20 protein-coding genes are annotated in these 23,322 nt (G+C 62.7%); 13 read left to right on the forward strand and 7 right to left on the reverse strand.

Annotated elements, in window-relative coordinates; all coding sequences use genetic code 11:
* The first annotated feature begins 75 nt into the window (after nt 1-75).
* The 9 genes from MTX34_RS02925 (at nt 76) to MTX34_RS02965 (ending at nt 10,689) form a co-directional block, all read left to right on the forward strand.
* Nucleotides 76-1,668, forward strand: coding sequence for an ABC transporter substrate-binding protein (locus tag MTX34_RS02925; protein ID WP_243596266.1), 1,593 nt, complete (start codon nt 76-78; stop codon nt 1,666-1,668).
* Complete coding sequence (locus MTX34_RS02930) at nt 1,550-2,647, forward strand: ABC transporter permease (RefSeq protein ID WP_374638802.1); 1,098 nt, start codon at nt 1,550-1,552, stop codon at nt 2,645-2,647. Before MTX34_RS02925 ends, MTX34_RS02930 begins: the two co-directional genes overlap by 119 nt.
* Complete coding sequence (locus MTX34_RS02935) at nt 2,644-3,483, forward strand: ABC transporter permease (RefSeq protein ID WP_243608382.1); 840 nt, start codon at nt 2,644-2,646, stop codon at nt 3,481-3,483. The genes MTX34_RS02930 and MTX34_RS02935 overlap by 4 nt, the downstream gene beginning before the upstream one ends.
* Entirely contained in the window at nt 3,480-4,235 is a 756-nt protein-coding gene (locus MTX34_RS02940; RefSeq protein WP_374638803.1) for an ATP-binding cassette domain-containing protein, read from the forward strand. The genes MTX34_RS02935 and MTX34_RS02940 overlap by 4 nt, the downstream gene beginning before the upstream one ends.
* Before the next feature lie 20 nt (nt 4,236-4,255).
* Nucleotides 4,256-4,846 carry an ATP-binding cassette domain-containing protein gene (locus MTX34_RS02945; RefSeq protein ID WP_243608384.1) on the forward strand — a complete coding sequence of 197 codons (591 nt, stop codon included), beginning with the start codon at nt 4,256-4,258 and terminating at the stop codon, nt 4,844-4,846.
* Between the two features lie 829 nt (nt 4,847-5,675).
* Nucleotides 5,676-6,362, forward strand: a complete 687-nt coding sequence (locus tag MTX34_RS02950; protein WP_243608385.1) for a DUF3159 domain-containing protein — start codon at nt 5,676-5,678, stop codon at nt 6,360-6,362.
* An 87-nt stretch (nt 6,363-6,449) separates the two neighbouring features.
* Nucleotides 6,450-7,172, forward strand: a complete 723-nt coding sequence (locus MTX34_RS02955) for a MerR family transcriptional regulator (protein WP_243596260.1) — start codon at nt 6,450-6,452, stop codon at nt 7,170-7,172.
* 39 nt (nt 7,173-7,211) lie between these two features.
* The gene (locus tag MTX34_RS02960; protein ID WP_243608386.1) at nt 7,212-8,780 is read left to right on the forward strand and encodes an alpha/beta hydrolase; all 1,569 of its coding nucleotides are present in this window, start codon (nt 7,212-7,214) and stop codon (nt 8,778-8,780) included.
* 22 nt (nt 8,781-8,802) lie between these two features.
* Nucleotides 8,803-10,689, forward strand: coding sequence for an alpha/beta fold hydrolase (locus tag MTX34_RS02965; RefSeq protein WP_243608387.1), 1,887 nt, complete (start codon nt 8,803-8,805; stop codon nt 10,687-10,689).
* A gap of 42 nt (nt 10,690-10,731) precedes the next feature.
* Here the strand turns inward: MTX34_RS02965 and MTX34_RS02970 are convergent, their stop codons facing one another.
* Nucleotides 10,732-11,373, reverse strand: a complete 642-nt coding sequence (locus MTX34_RS02970) for a TetR/AcrR family transcriptional regulator (RefSeq protein WP_243608388.1) — start codon at nt 11,371-11,373, stop codon at nt 10,732-10,734.
* Nucleotides 11,374-11,664: 291 nt separating this feature from the next.
* Between MTX34_RS02970 and MTX34_RS02975 the strand changes: the two genes are divergently transcribed.
* The 3 genes from MTX34_RS02975 to MTX34_RS02985 all read left to right on the forward strand — a co-directional run bounded on the left by MTX34_RS02975 (nt 11,665) and on the right by MTX34_RS02985 (nt 15,496).
* Nucleotides 11,665-13,062: an alpha/beta hydrolase gene (locus tag MTX34_RS02975; protein WP_243596256.1), complete on the forward strand. Its 1,398-nt coding sequence runs from the start codon at nt 11,665-11,667 to the stop codon at nt 13,060-13,062.
* 183 nt (nt 13,063-13,245) lie between these two features.
* Complete coding sequence (locus MTX34_RS02980; protein WP_243596255.1) at nt 13,246-13,887, forward strand: hypothetical protein; 642 nt, start codon at nt 13,246-13,248, stop codon at nt 13,885-13,887.
* A 22-nt stretch (nt 13,888-13,909) separates the two neighbouring features.
* Nucleotides 13,910-15,496 (forward strand): alpha/beta hydrolase, encoded by a 1,587-nt coding sequence (locus MTX34_RS02985; protein ID WP_243608389.1) that lies wholly within the window; start codon nt 13,910-13,912, stop codon nt 15,494-15,496.
* A 658-nt stretch (nt 15,497-16,154) separates the two neighbouring features.
* Here MTX34_RS02985 and MTX34_RS02990 read toward each other — a convergent pair.
* The 5 genes from MTX34_RS02990 to MTX34_RS03010 form a co-directional block, all read right to left on the reverse strand.
* A complete protein-coding gene (locus MTX34_RS02990) occupies nt 16,155-16,934 on the reverse strand; it encodes an SDR family NAD(P)-dependent oxidoreductase (RefSeq protein WP_243608390.1) in 780 nt (259 codons plus the stop codon).
* Nucleotides 16,935-17,180: 246 nt separating this feature from the next.
* Entirely contained in the window at nt 17,181-18,770 is a 1,590-nt protein-coding gene (locus tag MTX34_RS02995) for an AMP-binding protein (protein WP_243608391.1), read from the reverse strand.
* Nucleotides 18,771-18,942: 172 nt separating this feature from the next.
* Nucleotides 18,943-19,605 (reverse strand): hypothetical protein, encoded by a 663-nt coding sequence (locus tag MTX34_RS03000; protein ID WP_243608392.1) that lies wholly within the window; start codon nt 19,603-19,605, stop codon nt 18,943-18,945.
* A gap of 43 nt (nt 19,606-19,648) precedes the next feature.
* A complete protein-coding gene (locus MTX34_RS03005) occupies nt 19,649-20,497 on the reverse strand; it encodes a mycofactocin-coupled SDR family oxidoreductase (protein WP_243608393.1) in 849 nt (282 codons plus the stop codon).
* Nucleotides 20,497-21,030 (reverse strand): 2,4'-dihydroxyacetophenone dioxygenase family protein, encoded by a 534-nt coding sequence (locus MTX34_RS03010; protein ID WP_243608394.1) that lies wholly within the window; start codon nt 21,028-21,030, stop codon nt 20,497-20,499. Before MTX34_RS03010 ends, MTX34_RS03005 begins: the two co-directional genes overlap by 1 nt.
* A gap of 206 nt (nt 21,031-21,236) precedes the next feature.
* On the opposite strand from MTX34_RS03010, the gene MTX34_RS03015 reads away from it, so the two are divergent.
* Nucleotides 21,237-22,112, forward strand: a complete 876-nt coding sequence (locus tag MTX34_RS03015) for a LysR family transcriptional regulator (RefSeq protein WP_243608395.1) — start codon at nt 21,237-21,239, stop codon at nt 22,110-22,112.
* 547 nt (nt 22,113-22,659) lie between these two features.
* On the opposite strand, the gene MTX34_RS03020 is transcribed toward MTX34_RS03015, so the two are convergent.
* Nucleotides 22,660-23,274, reverse strand: a complete 615-nt coding sequence (locus MTX34_RS03020) for a TetR/AcrR family transcriptional regulator (RefSeq protein WP_243608396.1) — start codon at nt 23,272-23,274, stop codon at nt 22,660-22,662.
* Between the last annotated feature and the right edge of the window lie 48 nt (nt 23,275-23,322).

The following is a 23,322-nucleotide window of genomic DNA, read 5'->3' on the forward strand; positions in this document are numbered from 1 at the left end:
CTGCTACGCTACGGCACACAACATGTGTCTGCCTGGACACATATTTCGATCGAGCATGCACCCGGGGAGCAGTCCGTGACACCGTCCATCGCCCGCATTCTGGGTGCAGCTGTTGCCCTCGCCCTCACCGCCGCGGGATGCGCGTCACCGTCCGACGAGAGCTCCGGCGGGGCGATCGTGCTGGCCGACAGCCAGGAACTCGGCGGGTTCAGTCCGGTGTCCGGCTACGGGGCACTCGGCGTCTCCCCGGTCTACGAGGGGTTGCTCCGCCCCGATGCCGATTCCGACTCCGCGCTTCCCGATCTCGTTCCGTCCCTGGCCGACTCGGTCCCGACGAATATTGCACCGCGGCAGTGGCGAGTGGCGTTGCGTGCGGACGTCGCATTCTCGGACGGCACCGACTTCGACTCCGCGGACGTAGTGGCCACCTACGAAGCCGTGAAGAATCCCAGTGTCGCATCCGAGATCTCGACGGATTTCGATCCGATCGTCGATGTCGTCGCCGATGGATCCGATGCCGTGGTGATAACGATGACCACCGACGCAGACCCGTCACCGTACCTCCTGCTCGGCATCGCTCCGTCGGAGCGGGTCGAGCAGGCACCCGCGGCCGATTGGTTACTGAACACCGAGCCGGTCGGAACCGGGCCGTACATGCTGGACAGCCTGCGCGCAGATCAGGCCGTGTTCACCGCACGCGAGGACTACTGGGGCGAGGCTCCCCACGTGACGCGACTGGTGATCACCTACACCCCGGACGACAACACCCGAGTGCAGCGCGTCGCCACGGGCGAGGTCTCCGGCACGTCACTGCCTCCGACTGCCGTCGCCGCGCTCGACGGAAACGACGACGTGAAGACGGTCGGCGTGAAATCTGCTGATTGGCGCGGTGTCTCGCTTCCGGCGGGCAATGCGTTCACGTCCGACCTCCAAGCCCGGATCGCGATGAATCTCGCCGTCGATCGAAGGGGCATGGTCGACGACGTTCTCGGTGGGTACGGTCGCCCCGCGAGCACACCGGTGGCCGATGTCTACGGCGACGCCTACGAGCCGACAGCAGTATTCCCGTTCGACCTTTCCGCCGCCGAGTCCACCCTCGATGCCGCCGGGTGGCGCGTCGGCGCAAGCGGTGTACGCCAGAAAGACGGTGCCACAGCGTCGTTCGAGCTTCTCTACAACGCTCAGGATTCTGTGCGGAGGGATCTGGCGGTAGCCTTTGCCGCCGCCATGCAACCCGTCGGTATCGATGTCCGGCCCCGAGGAACCGGGTGGGACGAGATCGAGACCCGCCTCGGCGACTCGGCAGTGCTGCTCGGCGGCGGCGACACCCCGTACAGCATCGACTCGCAGGTGTTCGACACCCTGCACACCCGCGTCGACGACTCCTCGCCCTATGCCAACCCCGGCAACTTCACCGCGCCGGGTCTCGACGAAGCACTGCAGCAAGCTCGCGATTCCGCGTCCGGACCCGAGAACGACGCTCGATACCGGCTGATCCAGCAGCTCTACGTGGAGCAGCCGTCCTCGGTGTTTCTCACTTTTCTCGACCATGCATACGCGTATCGCGATCTCGGCTGGAACCAGACCCCACCCATTCTCGAACCGCACTCGCACGGCGTCTCGTGGGGTCCATGGTGGCACCTGGCGGCGTGGGCACGTGCGCAGTAGAACTCGAGCCCGGACAGTGGGCCGAATCCTCGCCGTCCGTACCGGTATCGCGATCCCGACGGTCGTCGCTGTCTCGGCGGCCATGTTCGCACTCGCGTCGCTATCACCTCTCGACCCGCTCGCCGCGTACCTCGGTGACAGCTACCAGAGTGCGACTCTGTCTCAGCGGCAGCAACTTCGAGACGCGTACGGAACGGAAACACCGTGGTACACCGCATGGTGGACCTGGCTGACCGACCTACTGCACGGCGATCTCGGATGGTCCTCGACCCAGTCCCTCCCGGTCTCGACAGTCCTTGCCGAACGTCTGCCCTTCACGCTCGGACTGTCTGCTCTCGCCCTGATTCTGGCCACCGTGACCGCCGTCGTAGTGGGTTCGTCGGCCGGGATGCGCCGCGGCGGCATGCTCGATCGGGCGTGCTCGGTCCTGTCCACGACTTTCGCGGCCGTGCCGCCGTTCGTCGTATCGCTGGTTCTGGTCTCGGTGTTCGCAGTGACCTTCCGGTGGTTTCCCACCTCGGGTGCACGGGCACCGGGCACTACGTACTCGGCCGCGGGGATCGCCGCGCATGCCGTTCTTCCGCTGATCGCGCTCACCGTGTCGCAGATCCCGTGGCTTCTTCTGTCCATGCGGGCTGCGGTTGTCGACTCGGCCGACTCCGATGCGGTGCGCGCGGCGCGGGCACGCGGGATCTACGGGTGGGCTCTGTTGCGTGGGCACGTACTGCCGACGTCGGTGGCTCCTACTCTGGCGCTGCTCGGCACCCGGCTACCCGAGCTGATCGCGGGTGCTGCGATTGTCGAGACCGTGTTCGGGTGGCCAGGGATGGCCGAGGCGCTGGTCCAATCGGCTGCGGCACTGGACTTCTCGTTGATGGCGGCGACCACGACCGCCGCGGCCCTCGCCGTATTGCTGGGATCGGCATTGTCCGACGCAGCGACCGCCGCGATCGACCCACGAGTGCGGATCGCTGCATGACCGCCCGAGACGATGAGCTCGACTATCGGCGTCGATACATTCCGGATTCGCCGTGGTTCGTGGTTCTCGCGATCACACTCGGCGCAGTGCTGATCCCGATGATCGCCGGTCGGCAGACCGCGGATTTCGCTTCCGCTCTGCTGCCGCCGAGCGCCTCGAACCTGCTGGGCACCGATCACTCCGGATACGACATGCTCACCAGAACAGCAGAGGGGCTGCGGATCTCGCTGTTGATCGCAGTACTCTGCGCGGTGATCGCGTGCGCTATCGGAGTGGTCATCGGGGTTGCCTCGGCGGCTGCCGGCGGGTGGTTCGATGCCGTCGTCATGCGCGTGGTCGATACGGTCAACGCCCTCCCCCACCTGGTGCTGGGTATCGTCATCGCGGCGCTGTGGCGAGGTGAACCACTTGCCGTGGTGGCGTCGATCTCGTTGACGCACTGGCCTTCTGTTGCCCGGATAGTGCGGGCCGAGGTCTTGGCGACGGCAGATTCCGGGTGGGTACGTACCTCCCGCCTGGCCGGCGCGTCCCGATGGTTCGTTGCACGCAGACACCTGGCGCCGTCGGTAGGTGGGCAGATTCTGGTCGCGCTGGCGATGCTGATCCCGCACGCCATCTGGCACGAATCGACGTTGTCGTTTCTCGGTGTCGGTCTGTCACCCGATCGCGCGAGCCTGGGCACGCTGCTCGGGCAGGCCCGCGGCGATGTGATGCTCGGCGCGTGGTGGACACTCGCCGTTCCGGCCACGGCGCTGGTGGTGACGGCGCTCGCGTTCACCCTGGGACTGTCGATGCTGCGACGACGACTCACTCCACCCGGGGGTTCGGTGTGGTGACGGCGGCCAGACTTCGCGAATACACCGTGGACATCGACTCACGTAGCCGCGGAGGCACTCTCGTTCGCACACTGGACTCCGTCGATCTCGACGTCGACTCCGGCCGAGTCACCGCCCTCGTCGGCGAATCGGGATGTGGCAAATCCCTCGTTGCGGCCGCACTGTGCGGGCTGCTGCCGCCGGGTTCATACACGACCGGGACTCTCGACATAGCCGGACGCGCGGTGCCGACCGAGGCCGACTGGCGAATACTCCGCGGGCACCGCATCGGGCTGATTCCGCAGTCGCCCGCTACCTCGTTCACACCCGTGCGCACTGTCGGCTCCCAGCTCGCCGAGGTCGCGCGAACCCTGGGAAGCCGAAACACCCTGTCGGAGCTATTGGATCGGGTAGCACTCCCACCATCGACCGCGCGGCTGTACCCGCACGAATTGTCCGGCGGGATGGCGCAGCGCGCCGCGATCGCCGCGGCGCTCGCCGGATCACCGGATCTGGTAATTGCGGACGAGCCGACATCGGCACTCGATCCAGCTCTGGCAGAACAGGTCTGGGCACTGTTGAGCGACATCGCGGCAGACGGTCGAGCCGTGCTGATCGTCACTCACGATCTGACCTCGATGATGCGCTCCGGCACCTGTGGATCCATCGCCGTGATGAGGGCGGGGACGACGGTCCTCCAGGCCACACCGACGACAGTCCTCTCGCACGACGACGACTACGTCCGCGCTCTCTTCGAAGGCGTGAGGATATGATCGAAGCTCGGAATGTGTGCGTGACGTACGACGACACCGCTGTCCTACAACAGGTCTCGGTGACCATTACCCCCGGCACGACAACCGGCATCACCGGCCCGTCCGGCGTCGGAAAGACGACACTGCTCGGGGTACTGGCCGGGTTGGTGCAGCCAGACACAGGCACCGTGACATGGGATGAGCAGGCACGGCCCTCGCGAGGGTCGATCGCTCTCCTTGCTCAGCACCCGAGACTGGTGTGCAATCCGCGGTGGACCCTGGCCGCGATCGTGGCCGAGCCCGCAACCATTCACCGGGAGGCGATCGATCTCGAGACGGTGTGCGACCGCGTCGGCCTCGATACTGCTCTACTGAAGCGATTCCCGGCCCAGGTGAGCGATGGGCAACTCCAACGCGCATGCCTCGCGCGCATCCTCGTGCAACGGCCGCTGTACATCCTGTGCGACGAGCCGACGTCCATGCTCGACCCGATCGCCACCCGCGACGTGATGCGACTACTCACTGCACTCGCCGCAGACGGAGCCGGACTCGCTGTGGTCAGCCACGACCGAGCCGTCATCGACACCCTCGCGCCCGAACACCTCGAACTCCGTGCGCACATCGCATCCTGATCGTCATCGAGCCTGGGATGATTCAGTTGACCAGCTCCCTCGAACTTGTTGTGTACTGTGGCGGTCCAATGAGAATCGTCCGAAAAGCCAGTTGAGCATCTTCCACGCGCAAATCCGGTGCCCACAGTCGGACTCGCACCGAAGCTGTGCGGATTTCAAGTCCCTAGAAGTGGATCTGCACGAACTTCAATGGACCTGATATTTGCTTATTTGCAACGTTTTTTGTGCATAGTTGTCCGGACGAGTCCAGGTCCGAACGTACCGACTTGTGACACTCTCGTGACACCGAACTGCCGCCGATCCTCCGACATCGGACGGTCCTGATCGGTGTCGGACAGCCACGGTATCGGGTGGACGCAGAGCGCCCTGGCGATCGACGCTCCGTGCCGACGCGTGACACCGAGACTCATTCGTCGCGAACCCATATCGCCCTCGACTCAGTAGGACTGTGCAACTGCGGGATCCACCGCGACGACTTTGCATCAGCGCACTTCAGCGTCGAACGGGCAGGTTTCGTCGCTGCCCTTGTACGGCCGGGTTTCGCTACCCGGCCGCCTGCTTGATCTGTCTTGGAGTTGCGGAGCCGCCAGAGCCGCGTTGCGCCTGGAGTGCTCTGGCGGTTCAGCAAAAAACCAATTCTCTCTGACGCAGTCGACGCTGTTCTCGGGCCACCGACCTAGCGGTCACACTGCCAGGACATGACATCTGTCATGTCCTGCCGATGATGTTGTCACCACATCCAATGTTTGTGTGCACTGTTGTGCCCCGGTCGCCGAGACGACAGTAGGGGATGCACAGAGCGAACCGACGCATCGACGAGGAGGGCACCATGAACACGCCGGAATCGACATCGGCCGACAACAACGAGACGCAGACAGTTCCCGGTGGCAAGACCACTGAAAAGGTCAATGCCACACAGCTTCTGCTCGACAGCTTCGGCGGAACCAGCGGAATGATCTACACAGCCATTCCAGTCGTCGCATTCGTGACAGCCAACGCTCTGGTGGCTCTTCCGGTCGCCGTCGGCGTCGCGATCGCCATCGCTCTGGTGATCACTGTTCTTCGCGTCAAGCGAGGCGAGCCGACCGCGCAAGCCAGTGGCGGACTACTGGGTGTCGTCGTCGCAGGCGGTATCGCCGCCTGGACGGGGTCGGCAGGCGGCTACTTCCTCATCGGCATCTGGCTGAGCCTGGCCGGAGCTGCGCTGATGCTGGCCTCGATACTCGCTCGACGACCGTTGACCGGACTGCTATGGAATGCGTTGCACAGCAACGAGTACGCCTGGCGATCCAATCGCTCGGTCGCCCGCGCCCACTACATCGCGACGTCGACATTCGCCGTGTTGTTCGGTGCCCGCTACGTCGTTCAGGACTGGTTGTACGACACCGACGCCACCGGGTGGCTCGCGTTTGCTCGGATCGCAATGGGCACCCCGTTGCTCGCGGCGGCAGTGCTCGTCACCGTCTGGGCCTTCCGCCGCTCCACGGCGCAGTTGGTTCACTCGACCCCTGCGTAGGACCTCCTGTGCGCAGTTGACACTTGACTATGCCGTTGGGTCACAGTCGACACTGATCCCGACCCGATCGAACCGGAGGAGAGCGACATGGGCTGGAGCACTCGACAGATCGCCGATCTCGCCGGCACCACCCTGAAGTCGGTGCGGCACTACCACGATGTCGGACTACTCGATGAGCCCGAGCGTGCCTCGAACGGCTACAAGCAGTACAGCGTCACGCATCTCGTACGGCTGATGCAGATCAAACGCCTCACCGAACTGGGATTCTCGTTGGCCGACATCGCCGCTCAGGGTGATGGGCGCGACCATCCCGAACAAGCACTGCGCACCCTGGATGCAGAACTCGGCGCAACGATCGATCGCCTGCAGCGAGCACGGTTGGAGATCGCGATGCTTCTCCACGACTCCCTTCCGACCGATCTGCCACCCGAACTCGGATCTGCTGCAAGACATCTGACGACAGCAGACCGGCAGTTCATCACCTTCGCCAGCACTGTACTGAATCCGACGGCCCTCGACGCCTACTGCGACCTATTGCGGTCCACTCCTCAGCTGCCCACAGATCCAGAGTTCGACGACCTCCCGGCCGACGCCGACAGCGCCACCACCAGGGATCTGGCGGAACGAATGGCTCCGCATGTTCGTCAGCTGGCGGCTCGTTTCCCGGCCCTGTTCGACGACACAGAAACCGACGGCGACAGACGACGGGTGACTCGCGCACTCGCAGTCGCCGTGGAAGACCTGTACAACCCCGCCCAACGCGACGTGCTGCGACAGGTCGCGGCACTCAACGCCGCCGATCCCGAATAGAACATCAACACACTGCAATTCGACAGGAGTCGACCGATCATGCCCCTAATCGACAACAGGAGAGCGAAACTCTTCGCTGCAGCGTCGGCGTCGATGCTGCTGCTCGGTGCCTGCAGCCAGTCGCCGCCGGAACCGGACGCCGACTCCGAGCCGTCGGCCGATCTGCAGCAGTTCTACGACCAGAGCGTGACATTCGAGCCGTGCGAAGGCTACGGCACCACCACGACCGACGAGCAACTGTTTTCCAGTGACCCCGGATTCGAGTGCGCCCGCGTGGACGTGCCACTCGACTACGAGAACCCGGATGGGCGGGCGGCGCAGATCGCGCTGCTGAAAGCACCCGCCCGAGGCGAGAAAGTGGGCTCGCTCCTGCTCAACTCCGGCGGACCGGGCGGGCCTGGAATGAGTATGGCGGCGTCAGGTGCGACGGCGACGTGGGCGCAGAGCCCGCTGACCGAAAAATTCGATCTGATCGGATTCGATCCCCGCGGCGTCGGTGCGTCCACCCCTGCCATTGACTGCTTCACCGATGAGGAGTATGAGGCAGGACAGGCCTACACCACGGTACTCACCGGCTCGAGAACCCTCACCGAGGACGGTGCACGGCAGCTGGTGAGCCAGTGCTCCGAACGATCCGGCGGCGACGACGTCCTCCAACACGTCGGTACCCGCGACGCTGCCCGCGACATGGACATTCTCCGGGCAGTGCTCGGCGACGACACCCTGAGCTACCTCGGCCAGAGCTACGGAACACGACTCGGCGCGGTCTACGCGGAGATGTTCCCGGAGAACGTGCGCGCGATGGTTCTGGACGGCGGAATCGATCCGGGCCAGGGCACCGCAGAGCGCCGGATCTACCAATACACCAACTTCCAAAAGGCCTTCGACGACATGGCCGCGGCATGCACGAGCGCCCCTGACTGCCCGCTGGGCACCGACCCGAGCAAGGCTGTCGACAACTTCCAACAGATCGTCAGGCCGCTGATCGACAACCCCATTGTCACCGGCGATGGCCGCGTCATGGACTTCGACGCCGCATACGGTGCCGTCATTGCTGGGCTCTACGACTCCTCGGCATGGCCGGTCATCACCAAGGGCATCGCCGAACTCCAAGCAGGACAGGCCGATACGCTTCTCAAGATCAACGATATCTTCGGCGGGCGCGACGCCGACGGCACCGTCCCGAACTTCTCCGAAGCGCTGTATGCGATCAACTGCATGGACGAACAGCGCAACACTCCGGAACAAGAAGTCGATCTCAAGCGGCAGATCCAGGAGATAGCACCGTTCACCGACGCAGGCCTCGGACCGGACGGCGCACGCGACCCTTGCGAATTCTGGCCTACAGAACCGACTCTCGACATCCCCTACGCCACCGACATCGACGGACTCCCCGACACTCTGACCATCTCGATCACCGGCGACCCGTCCACACCGTACGAGGGAGGCGTCAACTTGGCGAACACCTTGGGCGGCTCGCTTCTCACCGTCGACGGCGAACAACACACCGTGGCGTTCGGTGCAACGAGCGCCTGCGTCAACGACATCGTCGAGAACTACCTCGTCGATCTCCAATCCCCACCGGCAGAGGCTCGCTGCGCTCTGTAGCAGCCGAACGAAAGGACGAATCATGACTGCACCCCCACTGATCTCGGTCGAGGACTTCTTCGGCCCACCCGTTCGCTCCGGTGCCACGATGTCACCGGACGGCAGCACGATGGCGTTTCTCGCGCCGTGGAAGAACCGACTGAACGTGTGGATCGAGGACCTCGCGCCCGGCAGCGAACCACGCTGCGTCACCGCGGACGAGACTCGCAGTGTGCACGATTTCCGGTGGACGGACGACCCTCGCTGGCTGCTGTATCTGCAGGACACCGGCGGTGACGAGAACAACCACGTGTTCCGGGTCGACCTGGAGGATCCAGATGCGACGACAGTCGATCTGACGCCGTTCCCCGGTTCTCGCGCGGTGGCCATCGAACCGGTGCGGGGCAAGGCAGGGGTGTACACCGTCCTGATCAATGCGAGAAACATCGCCGAGTTCGATCTCTACGAAATCGAGATCGCCACAGGTGAATTGACGATGATCCGGCAGAGCCCGGGCGTCGGCCGGTATCCGATGCTCGGTTCCGACGGCAAGGTGTTCGTCTTCGCGATGACCGCCGACGGCACCATCGACATCACCCGGTTGGACGGGTCCGGCGCAGAAACCACGGTGGCGTCGTTCGACGGCACCGATTACCCGATGGGCATCAATCCGATGCAGATCACCGCAGACGGTACCGGCATGTGGCTCGGTTCCAATCGTGGGCGCGACTTGGCCCATCTGATCCGCCTCGACCTCGAGACCGGTGAGGAGACCGTCGTCGACAGTCACCCGACACTCGAACTCGACGGTGCGCGACGAGCCGTCGAGCAGACCTCGCCACCGCTGATCTGCGACAGTGCAACCGGAGAGCTCATCGGTGTTCGGTACCTGGGAGAACGCCAGGTGATCCATGCATTGGAACCGGGTTTCGCAGAGATACTGAAGAATCTGGAGCAACTGTTCGACGGTGACATCGGAGCACTGTCCTGCGACGAGAGCGGACAGAAATGGATTGTCAGCTTCGTCCACGACCGCGATCCGTCCGTCACCTACTTTTACAATCACAACACGGGATCGAGTCGCCGACTCTTCCGCCCCTACCCACACCTGGATCCCGGAGACATGGCCCCGATGGTGCCGGTGAGTATCCAGGCGCGTGACGGTCTGCCTCTGCCGTCGTATCTGACGCTTCCGGTCGGCGTGGAACCCGAGAATCTCCCGATGGTTCTGGTGGTGCACGGCGGCCCCTGGTATCGGGATTCATGGAACTTCGATCCCATCGCGCAAATGCTGGCGAACCGCGGATATGCAGTGTTGCAGGTCAACTTTCGCGGGTCGGTCGGATACGGCACAGCGCACATGAACGCCGGGGTCGGCGAATTTGCGGGCGCGATGCACGACGATCTGATCGATGCAGTGAACTGGGCAGTCGAGGCGGGGTACGCCGATCGCGAGCGGGTGGCCATCATGGGTGGTTCCTACGGCGGCTATGCGGCGCTGGTGGGCGCATCGTTCACCCCCGACACGTTTGCCGCCGCGATCGACTGCGTCGGCATCTCGGACCTGTCGAACTTCATGCGCACCCAACCGGCCTTCATCGGTCCCGGAATCGTCAACAGCTGGCACCGATTCGTCGGCGACCCCACTGATCCCGATCAACTGGCCGACATGCTCGCACGATCACCCATCTCCAAGCTCGACGCGATTCGCGCGCCGCTCCTGATTGCGCAGGGTGCCAACGATCCTCGGGTCGTCAAGGCAGAATCGGACAACGTCGTCGAGCGACTGCGGTCACGTGGCGTCGACGTCGACTACCTCGTGTTCGACGACGAAGGCCACGGATTCGTCAACCCGGAGAACAGTATTCGCTACTACCGCGAGGTGGAGAAATTTCTCGCCCAACACCTCGGCGGCCGTAGTCTGCCATGATCGGAAGCACAGTGGATGTGGATCGGAAGCTCGTCGTCGAAGTCAGTCCGAGTCGCCCTTCGGCATGGGTGCAGCGGTGTGAAAAAGCATCGAAATGGCGTGCTGCAGAACGTCTGTTTCCGAGCGAATTCGAGTAGCGTCGGTCGGGAGGGCTCGTGCTACGGAGAGCCCGTCCAGTACCACGTTGAGGTAGGCGGCGCGCTGGGTGTTGTCACCCGGCGGCAGGGCACCTTCTTTGTCGAGGACGTCCAGCCAGTGTTCTATGTGCCGGAGTCCGGCCGCGCTGAAAGCGAGGTACGTGTCGATGGCATCGGCGTTGAGCTCCGCGCTGAGGTACGTGCCGAACGTCCGTCGCCACGTATCTCGGGCTTGCTCACCGGTCCCGGTGGCTGACAACACCTGCTGCATACACGCCAACAGTCTCTCCTCGGCAGGCACAGTGCCGTCTTCGATGACATTTTTGCTCGCCACCAGTCCGGTGATTCCCGCGGCGACTTCGTCCATCAACGCTCGCTGCGTGGGAAAGAAATGACGCAGTGATCCGGTACTGACCCCTGCTCGCGCGGCGACCGCTCGGACGCTGATCCGGGTACCCGGATCCTCGGACACCATCGTCGCGGCCGCGATCAGAATTCGGTCCTTGGTACTGGGTTCGCTTTTTCGAGTCTCCACATTGTCCGACACCTCCCCGACTCTAGTACAGCGTGATACCTTGAGCTCACTATCACGCCGTACTAGTCGCGCCGTTGGAAGAGAACCACACAGCGCTCGCACCTGCGCCGCCGAGCCTCCGAGAGAGGAATTACGATGCTTCACAGTCGATCCCACCGGAATCGGAAGGATCACAGCCGCCGGACGGCAATGCTCGAAACGGCCGCAGTGACGATGGCCGGATTGTGGGCTCTCACCTCGTGCAGCGCACCGCCCTCGGTTCAGCCGCAGCCTTCGCCTGCACCGACACCTTACGAACAGCAAATGCTCGATTTCTCTGCGTGCGACCCTGCTGTCACTGGCATTGCCGACGACAGGGTCGAGTGCACAACGCTCGAAGTACCGCTCGACTACGCGACTGTCGACGGGCCCACCATCGAACTCGGGATTTCCCGCATTCGAGCCACCGGGAACGATCGCGTCGGATCGGTCGTGGTCAACCCCGGCGGCCCGGGAGCCCCGAGTCTCGGATTCGTGACCGCGGTCGCAGACTCCTGGGGCAACGGTCCCGCTCGCGAACACTTCGACATCGTATCGATGGACCCACGCGGAGTCGGGACCTCGCAACCGGCCATCGACTGCTACACCGACCAGGAACGAGACGATGACGCCATCGTGTCCGGAGTTCCCGCTGGGGCGTTGGCCTGGAGCGCGGAATCGACCCGCTCGGTTCTCGATCAGTGCGCTCGACGCAGCGGCGGTATGAATGTCCTGGGCCAGATGGGTACCCAGAACGTGGCCCGAGATCTCGATGTCCTGCGCGCGGCGCTCGGCGACGAGCAGCTGACGTTCCTCGGTGCCAGCTACGGAACACGTTTGGGCACAATCTATGCGCAACAGTTTCCGCACCGGGTCCGCGCGATGGTTCTCGACGGCGCAGTCGACCCGCGCAAGAATGTTCTCGAACGCCAGATCCAGACGTTTTCCGGCGTGCAGCGTTCCTTCGACGAGCTGGCTCGCTACTGCATCGAACGAGGCAATTGCCCCTTGGGAAGCGATCCGGCCCGAGCGACCGATGCGGCCCAGGACTTGCTTCGACCACTTGTCGACAATCCGGTCCGGACTGCTGACGGTCGTCGGCTGACCTACTACTCGGCGATCGAGGCCATCACCCTCGGTCTCTACTCGAACCAGGCCTGGGACAGCGTCATCCGCGGTTTGGCAGAGCTACGAGCCGGACGTGGTGAGGTACTGCTTGCGCTGCGAGATCTCTCGGCGCAGCGGGGACCCGACGGAACGTACACCAACTCTTCCGAAGCTACGCTCGCCATCAACTGCCTCGACGAAATACGACCGACACCGGAGCACACGACATCCACAGTCGCCGAGATCAATTCCGCGGCACCGTACATGGACCCAGGTTTCGACGTGGACACACATTACGGATGCGAGGGCTGGCCTGACGAACACATACTCGACTATCCCTACGGCGAGAACATCACCGGCCTCCCGCAGACACTCGTGGTATCGGTCACCGGCGACGGACTGACACCACACGAAGGCGGCGTGGCACTGGCAGAGAACCTCGGCGGGCGACTCCTCACCGTGGACGGCGAACAGCACGGTGCCACCACCGCAGCGAACCCATGCGTCAACTCGATCGTCGAACGCTATCTCGTCGATCTCACCACTCCCGACGGCGACTTGCGTTGCGCTCTGTAGAGCCATGCTCGAGCACACCGTGGGTGTCTCGCCCAGCATCGCTGCGCCCTGCGGATCTGGGCACGCGCCTGGTTGCTTCTACTCAACATTCGCGCCTGCTTTTCCGTGACCATTTTCCATCACAGTGTGCTAGCGTCATCAGCGACTATCACGCTGTACTAGTAGAGGGCGAGGATCGAGCAGATGGGCATCAAGCAGTGGCGCTACCGCCGCGTTCGCGCCGGATCGGGTGAACCGCTCCGCCGGTACCGCTGGTGGCAGATGTTCGGCAGATCGCTCCGATCCATATCACTGTCCGCACACGACGGCACAACATCGGTCTACGCAGTCGATGTTCGCCACATGGGCGACGCGAAGGACGGTGAGGTGCGCGCTCGCCTCTACGTCGACGGCGCACTGCAGTCGTACGCAAAAATGCCGACCCGCTTCCCCGTCCCCGGTGGGCGCATCGAGGTCGCAGCTACCGGATTCGGGCTCAAGCGCTGCCATTACGTGCGTGAGGACGGCACCGAACAGCAGCTGTCTCCCGATCCCGCATCCGCAGAAGGACGCCGCGCTCGGCTGCACCACCGGCACCCCGGTCCGAGTCGCGTCATCGGTCTCATCTCGATCCTGCTCGTCATCGGCGGCCTCTGCGTGGAGGTGCCGCAGATCATCGCATCCCTCTCTCTCATTCCCCCCATCGCCGACTCGATCGGAACATTCACCTCACCCATCGGACTGCCGCTCCACGTCAACCTGATCATCGGATTCGCCGCTGTCATCGGGAGCACGGAACGAGCTCTACGGATGCGATCGAGCTGGATCGACGAACTCGCCAGCTGAACCCCACCGAAGGAACACCACCATGACCCGCACGACTCCCCCAGATTCACGATCGAAGGACGACGAACGACGGCGATGGCCGAAGTCGGTGATGGCGGCGGCTGCCTCAGTGCTCATGCTCACCGGATGTTCCGGTGCGGCACCGAACAATGATGACAGCGCGAACGAGGTGGGCCTCGAACGTTTCATGGCGCAGGAGCTCGAGTTCGGGGCGTGCGATGCCAGCATCGTGGACTCCCAGCCTCCCGTTCCCCAAGTCGTCGAGGCGGCAGAGAAGACGGAATGCGCGATGCTCACCGTGCCGATGGATTACGACAACCTCGACGGCGCGACCATCGAGATCGCCATCTCGCGCATTTCCGCCACCGGCGGCAACCCGATCGGCTCCGTCCTACTGAACCCGGGCGGTCCCGGAGCGGCGGGGACGACGCTCGCCCCGCTCGTCAACGCCCTGTGGACCGGAGGCCCCATCCCCGAACGCTTCGACATCGTCGGCTTCGATCCGCGCGGAGTCGGTCTCAGCACACCGGCAATCGACTGCTACTCCGATGAGGAGCGCGACGCCGACGCACCCCTGTCGGCTCTCGGTAAGTGGACGGAAGAATCCGCGCGTGCCATTGTCGACAAATGCGCCGACGGCTCCGGAAGCGAAGAGGTACTCGCCCACCTCGGAACACGGGATGTCGCTCGCGACATGGATGTGCTCCGCTCCGCACTCGGCGATGACAAGCTCACCTATGCGGGAGTCAGCTACGGCACTCGACTCGGTTCGGTGTACGCCGAGATGTTCCCCGAGAATGTTCGTGCGCTCGTTCTCGACGGCGCGGTGGATCCGCTCATGGACACCGCGGATCGCAGGATCCAGCTCAGTGAAGGACTGCAGTCTTCGTTCCAGCGTTTCGCAGACTTCTGCGTCACGCAGGCCGCGTGCCCGCTCGGCACCGACCCGGCGCAGAAGACCGCTGCAGTGCAGGAGCTCCTCCAACCTCTCGAGGAAGAGCCGCTGATGTCCGCCGACGGACGAGAGGTCGGCTTCCTCGCCGCCGGTGAAGGCATCGTCTCCAGCCTATACTCCGAAGCCAGCTGGCCCGCCATCATCGCGGGGCTGACGGAACTGAAAGCCGGACGACCCGACGCTCTGCTCGCGATTCGCGACGGGTACTACGGCCGGTCCGACGGTGGGGAGTACAGCAATTCGTTCGAAGCTCTCTTCGCCATCAACTGCCTCGACGAGGAACGGTTCACCGAGGAAGAGATGGCCCAGCTCGGCCGCGATCTCAACGAGGCAGTGCCGTTCCTCGACCCCGGATCCACTCCCCCTACGCAGGACGGGTGCGAGTTCTGGCCGGCCGAGCCCACGCTCGGCTACCCCTACGCCACCGACATCGACGGGCTTCCCGAGGTGCTCGTGGTCTCTGCCACCGGAGACCCCGTAACACCTCACGAAGGAGGCATCAGCCTCGCCGACACCCTCGGGGCGCGGTTGCTCACGGTCGAGGCCAACCAGCACGGAACGATTATCTCCGCCAACGCCTGTGTCGACGGAGCGATCGCCGACTACCTGATAGACCTCGAACTACCGGCTAAAGGTGCACGCTGCACCATCTGACCCTGCTGAGCCATCGAACGTGCCCTGATCCGCTCGATGGCTCAACCGTCCCGGCGCTCAATCACGAACTGCCGCAATCATATCGGCGTGTAGCGCACCGGCATGGAACGCCGCGCGCCTCGGCTGTGCATCATCGCTGGGTTCGTGCTTACCGGGGCGGGAACAGTCACAAATTCTTCGATGAGTGAAGATCAGAGGCCGCGGGTGTCGAGCAGGTTGAACAGGTCAGTCAGATCCAGTTGTGACAGCCTCGTGACACCGAACTGCCGCCGATCCTGTGGCACCGAACAGTCCTGACCGGTGTCGGACAGCCACGGTAACAGGGGACGGAGGGCGTCCTAGCGATCGACGGTCCGTGCGGCCTCGAAGCAACGAGACTCATTCGTCGCGCACCCATATCGCCCTCGAGTCAGTGGGAAGGTGCAGCTGCGGGCCCCACGCAGTTGTCCAACAACTTTGTTGGACAACTACTGCTCCAGGCCAGGCACCCGCGATCCTGCGAAGACTTTGCATCAGCGCACTTCGGCGTCGGACGGGCAAGATTCGTCACAGCCATTGCGCGGCCGGAATTTCGAGACCCGACTGCCTGCTCGATCCGTCTTGTAGTTGCTGGGCCGCGAATATCAGGCCCGGAAACGGTTCAACCCTGACAATCGCATCAAAGATACTTGCTCAGATCTGGATATCCGCCAATTTCGTATCCACCGTCGACAACAAGGCCGGTTCCGGTGATATAGCTCGCGGCGGAACTCGCAAGAAAGAGCGCAGGGCCAGCAATTTCAGACGGCTGCGCTGGCCGCTTCAGTACTGCGTTAGCGTTGAACTCGGCCATGATGCTCTTGTTGTCGAGGATAAATGCAGTCATGGGTGTTGCGACCAGTCCAGGCAAGACAGTGTTGACTCTGATACCGAACCGGCCCAATTCGAGCGCGGCGTTTCTCCCGAACATTTCAACACCGGATTTAGCCGCAGAGTAAGCGCTGCCGCCGTACAGCGGCAGGTGCGCGTTCACCGACGCTACGTTGACTATCGCTCCGCAGGCTTCGCGAGAGATCATTCGCTGAGCCACGTGCTTCGTGCAAAGAAACACGCCACGAAGCACGACGTCGAGGGTGAAGTCCCAGTCCTGCTGGGCCATATCGACGATTGGCGCAGGTCGCAGCGCACCAGCGACGTTGAAGAGACTGTCGATTCCCTCCATTTCCTGATCTGCGAATGCGACGGCACTTCGCACCGCCTCCTCTTCAGCGACACTGCCGGTGAACGGAATGTATGACGTTCCGATTTCGGTGGCGGCTGCGGCGAGTGCATCCTCGTTGAGGTCGAAGGCGACCACTCGGCCGCCGGACTTGACCACGGCTTCGGCAATCGCGCGACCGATGCCTGATGCGGCACCGGTAACCAGGGCCCGCCGGGATTCTCGAACTGGAGTGGACATCAATGCCTTTCTTAAGGGTATTTAGGCAGCGCCGATAATGATATTGCGCTGCCTGTAAAAATGAAGACTCGGGACGCGACTGTCGACCTGCACAGCTGCGACGAAGTGACATAAAGTGACGCTACAAAGCCGACATTTATTGTCGTCGTGGGACGGACGGATCAATGCCGTTCAGACGTGATGATCGCTAAAACCCGCACAATTTCGAACACGTCGGCTGACTGTCGTTGACATGATCGGACATGGTCACCTTCTGCCGAGTAATTTCAACGCCTTTTCTCTCAAGTCAACCTTACGGACCTTCCCGGTTACCGTCATCGGAAACTCCTCCACGATAACGACGTATCGAGGAATCTTGTAGTGTGCGAGCTTACCCGCGCTGAATTTACGTACGTCGTCGCCGTCAATGACGGGGGCACCCTCGCGCAATCGAAGGAAGGCCATAAGTTCTTCGCCGTAGTTCGCGTCCGGCACCCCAATGACCTGAGCGTCGGCGACGTCGGGGTGAGTGTAGAGGAATTCTTCGATCTCGCGCGGATAGATGTTCTCTCCGCCGCGAATGACCATGTCCTTGATGCGACCTGTAATTGCGACATAGCCGTCCTCGTCCATCACCCCGAGGTCGCCGGTGTGCATCCATCCGTCAGCGTCGATCGCCTCCGCCGTCTTTCCCTCGTCCTCCCAGTATCCGAGCATCACCGAGTAACCGCGGGTGCACAGCTCCCCCGGTGTGCCCCGGCCGAGGACATCACCGTCGATCGGATCGACGATCTTGACCTCGAGGTGCGGGCCGACACGACCCACGGTCGCTGTGCGTTGTTCGATTGTGTCTGCGGGTCTGGTCTGCAGGGATACCGGAGACGTTTCGGTCATTCCGTAACAGATCGACACCTCGACCATGCCCATTTTGTCGATGACTTGTTTCATCACCTCGACCGGGCACGGTGACCCGGCCATTATCCCGGTTCGCAGGCTGGACAGGTCGAACGATTCGAACTCGGGCAGGTCCAGCTCGGCAATGAACATCGTTGGAACGCCGTACAGCGAAGTGCAACGTTCGGCCTGCACAGCGTGGAGTGTGGCGGCTGGGTCGAACGACGGCCCGGGGACGATCATCGCGGCTCCGTGGCTTGTGCAGGCGAGGTTTCCCATGACCATTCCGAAGCAGTGATAGAACGGCACCGGAATGCACACCCGGTCGCGTTCGTCGTACCCGCACAGTTCGCCGACGAAGTACCCGTTGTTCAAAATATTGCGGTGACTCAGCGTGGCCCCTTTCGGGAAACCCGTTGTGCCCGAGGTGTACTGAATATTGATCGGGTCGTCGGTCGACAGTGATGATGCGATGTCGGCGACCATGTCTGCGTTCTGTTTCAAGGCCGCCCGCCCGTCGACCGGCAGAGAGTCCCACTCAGAAGAACCAAGGTAGTAGACCGAAACGAGAGCAGGGCACTCGCTGCGCATCGCCTCGACCATCTGGCCGTAGTCCGATGTCTTGAACATTCGAGCCGAAACCAGTACCGACACCCCGGCCTGATTCAGGACGTACCGAAGCTCGTGCGATCGATAGGCGGGGTTGACACTGACCAGAATTGCCCCTATCCGCGCCGTTGCGTACTGCACAAGGGTCCACTCCGGGCAGTTTGGCGCCCAGATGCCTACGCGATCACCCGTCCGCACTCCCCGGGCAAGCAAACCCGCGGCGAGCGCTGTTACGTCAGCGTCGAACTCGTCGTACGTCCACCGGCGTTCGGTACGCAGGTCCACCATCGCATCGCGCGAACCGTAACGCGCGACAGTGCGATCCAGGTTGGCACCGATCGTTTCGTGCAACATAGGAACATCGCCGGCCCCGCAGGCAGAGCTGGGCGCACGTGTCGTCAAAGCAAAATCCTCCTCGGCTGAACAGGGGTGTGCCCCACAAGTCGCAACCGCGAGCCACCGATCCAGAACTGTTCTGCTGCATCGGCGCTCGCGATATGGCCCGGATCGACTGCGTAGTCGCGAACTAGCTCGGGATGCCGTACTTGTCGATGATGGGTGCAAGTAGTTCCGCGGCGCGAGGTGCAGTGATGACATCGTCGATGCTCACCTCGGTCACAACTTTCGACTCGACATCTTCGTAGACGTGCTCGCCGATCATCTTCCCGTGCTCGTCGTAGGGCCAGACGAACGCGAGCGTGCGCCGGACGAGGTAGTAAACGCTGGAATCGTACGTCGACACCTCATCCACATCGCCCTCTTTGATTCCATCGAAGACGTTCTCTCGCAACAGGTGTCCTGGTACGAATTGACTGAACTCGGCTTCGCCCGCGAACCCCCAATCGTTGACCGCCATCTTTTGTTTCCCGGTCCACATCACCAACATGTCCATCTTCGCAAGCTGCGTGTAGAACGCGCGGACGGATTCCCTACCGTCGATGATCGTGCCCTGCCCGCCTTCGAAGAGACGGTAGTGCGGGTGCGGCACCGTCATGGACGGGGAGATCAATTCTTCGTAGCGCCCGGACACCTCGAGTAATCCGTGACGTCGGTAGTTGATGAGGATCTTGCGGTGAAGGGGGTTGTCCAATGTGTCGATCATCAGATCGACGTCGTCCATCATGTGAACGAACTCATCCTCGTACGAGGAGCGTGGAGAGATCGTTCGCACTGTGTCGAGGGTACTCATTTACTCACTTCCTTTGTCCTACTTCGGCGGTGACATCACGGGGTTACTGGTGTGGAATCTTGAATGGAGCGCTTGCGCCGGCGTCGATGGGTAACGCCACACCGGTGACGTACCGTGCCTCGTCGGAGGCGAGCCACAGGGCTGCGTTGCTGACGTCGATGTCCTCGATCCAGGGGACTGGTAGCGCGTTGAGGCCTTTCATCAATTCGGATGCGACCTCCCGACTGGGATTGTCAACTCCGGGGAGGAACAGCTCTCGGGTTTCGACGTTGTCGATCATGGGTGTGTCGACTGTGGTGGGGTGGATGGAGTTGACCCGAATGTTGTGGGGTGCCAACTCAGCAGCGAGAGCCCGCATCAGGCCTACTACTCCGTGTTTTGCTGCGGTGTAGTGCGCCAAGTTCAAGAAGGCAACCAAGCCCGCCACCGAACTGGTCAGTATCAGCGATCCTCCCTCTCCGCGGTCACGCATGGCGGGAATGACCGTTCGGGCGGTCTTCCATACTCCGGTCAGATCGATATCGATGACGTCCTGCCATTGCCGTTCGGTGATCTCGGCGGCACCGCCGAAACTTCCGACACCGGCGTTTGCGACCAGGATGTCGACTTTCCCGAACTGCTCGAGTGCCAGGTGGTGCGCGTGCTCGAGCGACGAGAGGTCACGAACGTCGGCCTGTACACCGATCACCGAGGTGCCGCGCTCCTTGACCAGCCGCACGGTTTCCTCGAGATCCTCCGTTGTCGCCAGTGCGTAGGGAACCGTCTCGATCTGGGTGCACGCGTCGACGACGACGATGTCGGCACCCTCCTCTGCGAAGCGGAGCGCGTGTGCGCGGCCTTGACCGCGGGCACCACCGGTGATGAAAGCAACCTTCCCTGCCAGTCGCCCCATCAGTGGCCGCTCTTGTCGTGCAGCTCGGTCGAAGGGTCGGTGGCGTAGTCGACAAGTTGAACCCGCGCTATGGCGTCGTTGTCGCGAGCCATGTAGTAGTGCAGGCGAGCGTCGGCGATGACGCCGAGGCTGCCGTCCGGCATGTAGCCAGCGATAGGGCCCTCCACGAAGGCAAGCATGGTCGTACCCTCAGGGGCTATCGGCTCGTGGACGGCGCCGGCAACTTCGCAGGTGTATGTGCCGGTCAAGCCGGGATCGTCCTCGTGATAGTGAAATCCTCCGTCGAGGATGTACGCCTGCACGTTGCCCATGTGCCAGTGCGGGGTCGCTTGCACACCCGGATCGACCTGCAGCACCACGGTGAAGCTTCCGGTGACGAGATTGGCGTACAGCAGACGGAACCGGGTGCCCGGCATCAGCCAGTCGGTCCACGGAATATCGTTGTGGTCCACGAACTCTCGACGAGTACCTTTCGGAGTTGTTCCCGGATTGGTCATCCAGAACGCGGGGCCGACGGAAGTAGTGGCAGGCATGGTGGTGCCCTCCTTGAATTAGCGACGAAGCGAAAGCCGGCTCGGTCCGAGACGGAACCTGAACGGGCCCAATCGACGAGGTTGACTGTGATGGCCGTTTCACTATCGCGCGTCAAGACCTGTGATGTACATTACGAATTTGCTCGAGGTGTTAAGCATTCGCTTAACTCACGGGGTTGGCGCTTACTGAGGAAAGAGAGTCAGGCGTGGTCGAACTCAACCTCCGCCAAGTCGCCTGCCTCCTCGCAGTGATCGACGAGGGCCACTTCGGACGCGCAGCAGAAAAACTCTTCATCAGCCCACCTGCGCTCACCCAACAAGTCCGCGCACTCGAACGTAAGTTGGGCGTCGAACTGATCGACAGATCCATGCACCCGTTGAGGCCCACCGAAATTGGAACGCACTTCATTCCGCACGCCCGACAGGCCGTCGCAGCCGCCGAGAGAGCAGTACAGGCGACAAATGAAGGTGGTCGACTTCGTATCGGCTTCATGACCGCTGCCATCGGAATGCAGACAGGGCCGTTGCTGGATCGAGTGCGCCGGGAATTTCTGCGCTCGACCCTAGAGCTGGTCGAACTTGCCTGGCCCGATCAGGCACCAGCGGTCAGACGCGGAGTCGTGGATGCTGCGATCGTTCGCCCACCCGTTGCCGACGACCGGGGGTTGCGCTTCGATATCCTCTACACCGAAGAGCGAGTCGTCGCCCTCGCATCCACACATCCTCTCGCTACGCGAACATCGGTATCGATCGACGACCTCGACGGCGAACCCCACGTGAGCGACACCGAAGCAGACCCCGACTGGGTGCGCTGGTGGGCCTGCGACCCTCGCCCGAGCGGGCGACCCGTCACCTACGGACCATCGGTGCGAACCATCGACGAACTCCTCGAGGTCGTAGCAACCGGTGACGCCATCGCGATCACCAGCCAATACGTTCCCGACTTTCACCGCCACCCCGGCGTGACCTTTGTCCCCGTCGAAGATCTGGCCCCGTCCCCGGTCTGCCTGTGCACCAGGCAAGATGACACCTCGAAAATGGCTGAAATATTGCGAACATTCGCTAACCAGAGGCGACAATGATTCATTTCAGTTCGGACGCAACACCATTCACGATTCGTTACTCCGAACGGCAATCAACTTGTTCGAGCACAGTGGTACATCGCAGACACCGGTCCGTTCGAGATACAGACTCTCGATTTGGTCCTCTGCGACTACAACCACTGAAGCAGTCGACGGCATAGGCGGCGAAACATCGCTTTCCGTCCACGGATTCGGTCATCGGAGCCCGCCACGCGCAACCGGGACCAGAACTGCCCCGAGCGCGAGCACGTAGGCGACGTTCGCGTGTCACGCGAACGAGGGCAAGTCGGGTGGACCGTCCCGCGTACATCGATCAACCCCGATCGCATCATCTTGGCAATCGTGATGCACGAGCAAGCGGTTCATTGCCTGAAGTATCGAGCTGGCCGTCAACGGTTTTGCTGAGCAGTCTGCATATGACATCTGCCAACGCGGGCGTGCGTCCGAGGATGCTCGAACAGAGTGAGATCGACGCGAATCGCTACAGGCACGCGTTTCTCGCTCGGTCTGTCGCCTCGAGAACGGTCTCCGAGGGCATGTCCGCGAATCACGCCTTGTCCTTCCGCAATGGCGGATAGGCATCGCGGAGGCGTTCCATGCTGGACTCCGCGATGGCTCGCACATCTGCTGTGTGCAACGGAGTGGAGGCCAGGGCGGAGCTGAGCGAGAAGCCTTCGACCAGAGCGATGAGCAGCAGCGTCTCGCGCTGCAAAGCGTGTTCGTCGATGATGCGGTCGGCCAGCGCCGCGCGCAGGAGTGAGGTTATCGCGGTCGCAGCCGCGGCGCTCGAGACGGCGATTTCGGTACCGATCTCAGCGTCAACGCGTCCCATCACTCGGTATTGGACGAGGGCGATGTTCTCTTTGTGCTCCTGTTCGCTGGTCGGAGCAGTAAAGGTGATCACGTCCACGATCCGTGCCGCTGGGTCGAGAGACAGGGCGGGGACACGATTTTCTGCGCGTTGGATCAGGACGCTCAAGGTGAACCGCATGAGCTCGCGGACATTGTTGCCGAAATAGTGCCGGATGCTCCCGATGGCCAAGCCCGTACGTGCGGCAATACGAGCGAGGGTCACCGACTGCAGACCTCGTTCAGCGATCTCGTCGATCACGGCGTCGGCGACCTGTTCCCGGCGAGCATCCGGGTCAACTCGTTGAGGCATTGCTCCACTCTAGCCGCGGATAGCATAAGCGTGCTAGTTTTATTAGCA

It is taken from the genome of Rhodococcus sp. ARC_M5 (genome assembly GCF_022810405.1).
Taxonomy (GTDB): domain Bacteria; phylum Actinomycetota; class Actinomycetes; order Mycobacteriales; family Mycobacteriaceae; genus Rhodococcoides; species Rhodococcoides navarretei.

Excerpts from the sequence above, each read along its gene's own strand:
- MTX34_RS02985 (WP_243608389.1), top strand. The coding sequence starts at position 13,910 with ATGACCCGCACGACTCCCCCAGATTCACGATCGAAGGACGACGAACGA.
- MTX34_RS02930 (WP_374638802.1), top strand. The coding sequence starts at position 1,550 with ATGCATACGCGTATCGCGATCTCGGCTGGAACCAGACCCCACCCATTC.
- MTX34_RS03010 (WP_243608394.1), bottom strand. The coding sequence starts at position 21,030 with ATGCCTGCCACTACTTCCGTCGGCCCCGCGTTCTGGATGACCAATCCG.
- MTX34_RS02935 (WP_243608382.1), top strand. The coding sequence starts at position 2,644 with ATGACCGCCCGAGACGATGAGCTCGACTATCGGCGTCGATACATTCCG.
- MTX34_RS02990 (WP_243608390.1), bottom strand. The coding sequence starts at position 16,934 with ATGTCCACTCCAGTTCGAGAATCCCGGCGGGCCCTGGTTACCGGTGCC.
- MTX34_RS02955 (WP_243596260.1), top strand. The coding sequence starts at position 6,450 with ATGGGCTGGAGCACTCGACAGATCGCCGATCTCGCCGGCACCACCCTG.
- MTX34_RS02965 (WP_243608387.1), top strand. The coding sequence starts at position 8,803 with ATGACTGCACCCCCACTGATCTCGGTCGAGGACTTCTTCGGCCCACCC.
- MTX34_RS02950 (WP_243608385.1), top strand. The coding sequence starts at position 5,676 with ATGAACACGCCGGAATCGACATCGGCCGACAACAACGAGACGCAGACA.
- MTX34_RS03020 (WP_243608396.1), bottom strand. The coding sequence starts at position 23,274 with ATGCCTCAACGAGTTGACCCGGATGCTCGCCGGGAACAGGTCGCCGAC.
- MTX34_RS02975 (WP_243596256.1), top strand. The coding sequence starts at position 11,665 with ATGCTCGATTTCTCTGCGTGCGACCCTGCTGTCACTGGCATTGCCGAC.
- MTX34_RS03000 (WP_243608392.1), bottom strand. The coding sequence starts at position 19,605 with ATGAGTACCCTCGACACAGTGCGAACGATCTCTCCACGCTCCTCGTAC.
- MTX34_RS02980 (WP_243596255.1), top strand. The coding sequence starts at position 13,246 with ATGGGCATCAAGCAGTGGCGCTACCGCCGCGTTCGCGCCGGATCGGGT.
- MTX34_RS02995 (WP_243608391.1), bottom strand. The coding sequence starts at position 18,770 with ATGTTGCACGAAACGATCGGTGCCAACCTGGATCGCACTGTCGCGCGT.
- MTX34_RS02960 (WP_243608386.1), top strand. The coding sequence starts at position 7,212 with ATGCCCCTAATCGACAACAGGAGAGCGAAACTCTTCGCTGCAGCGTCG.
- MTX34_RS03005 (WP_243608393.1), bottom strand. The coding sequence starts at position 20,497 with ATGGGGCGACTGGCAGGGAAGGTTGCTTTCATCACCGGTGGTGCCCGC.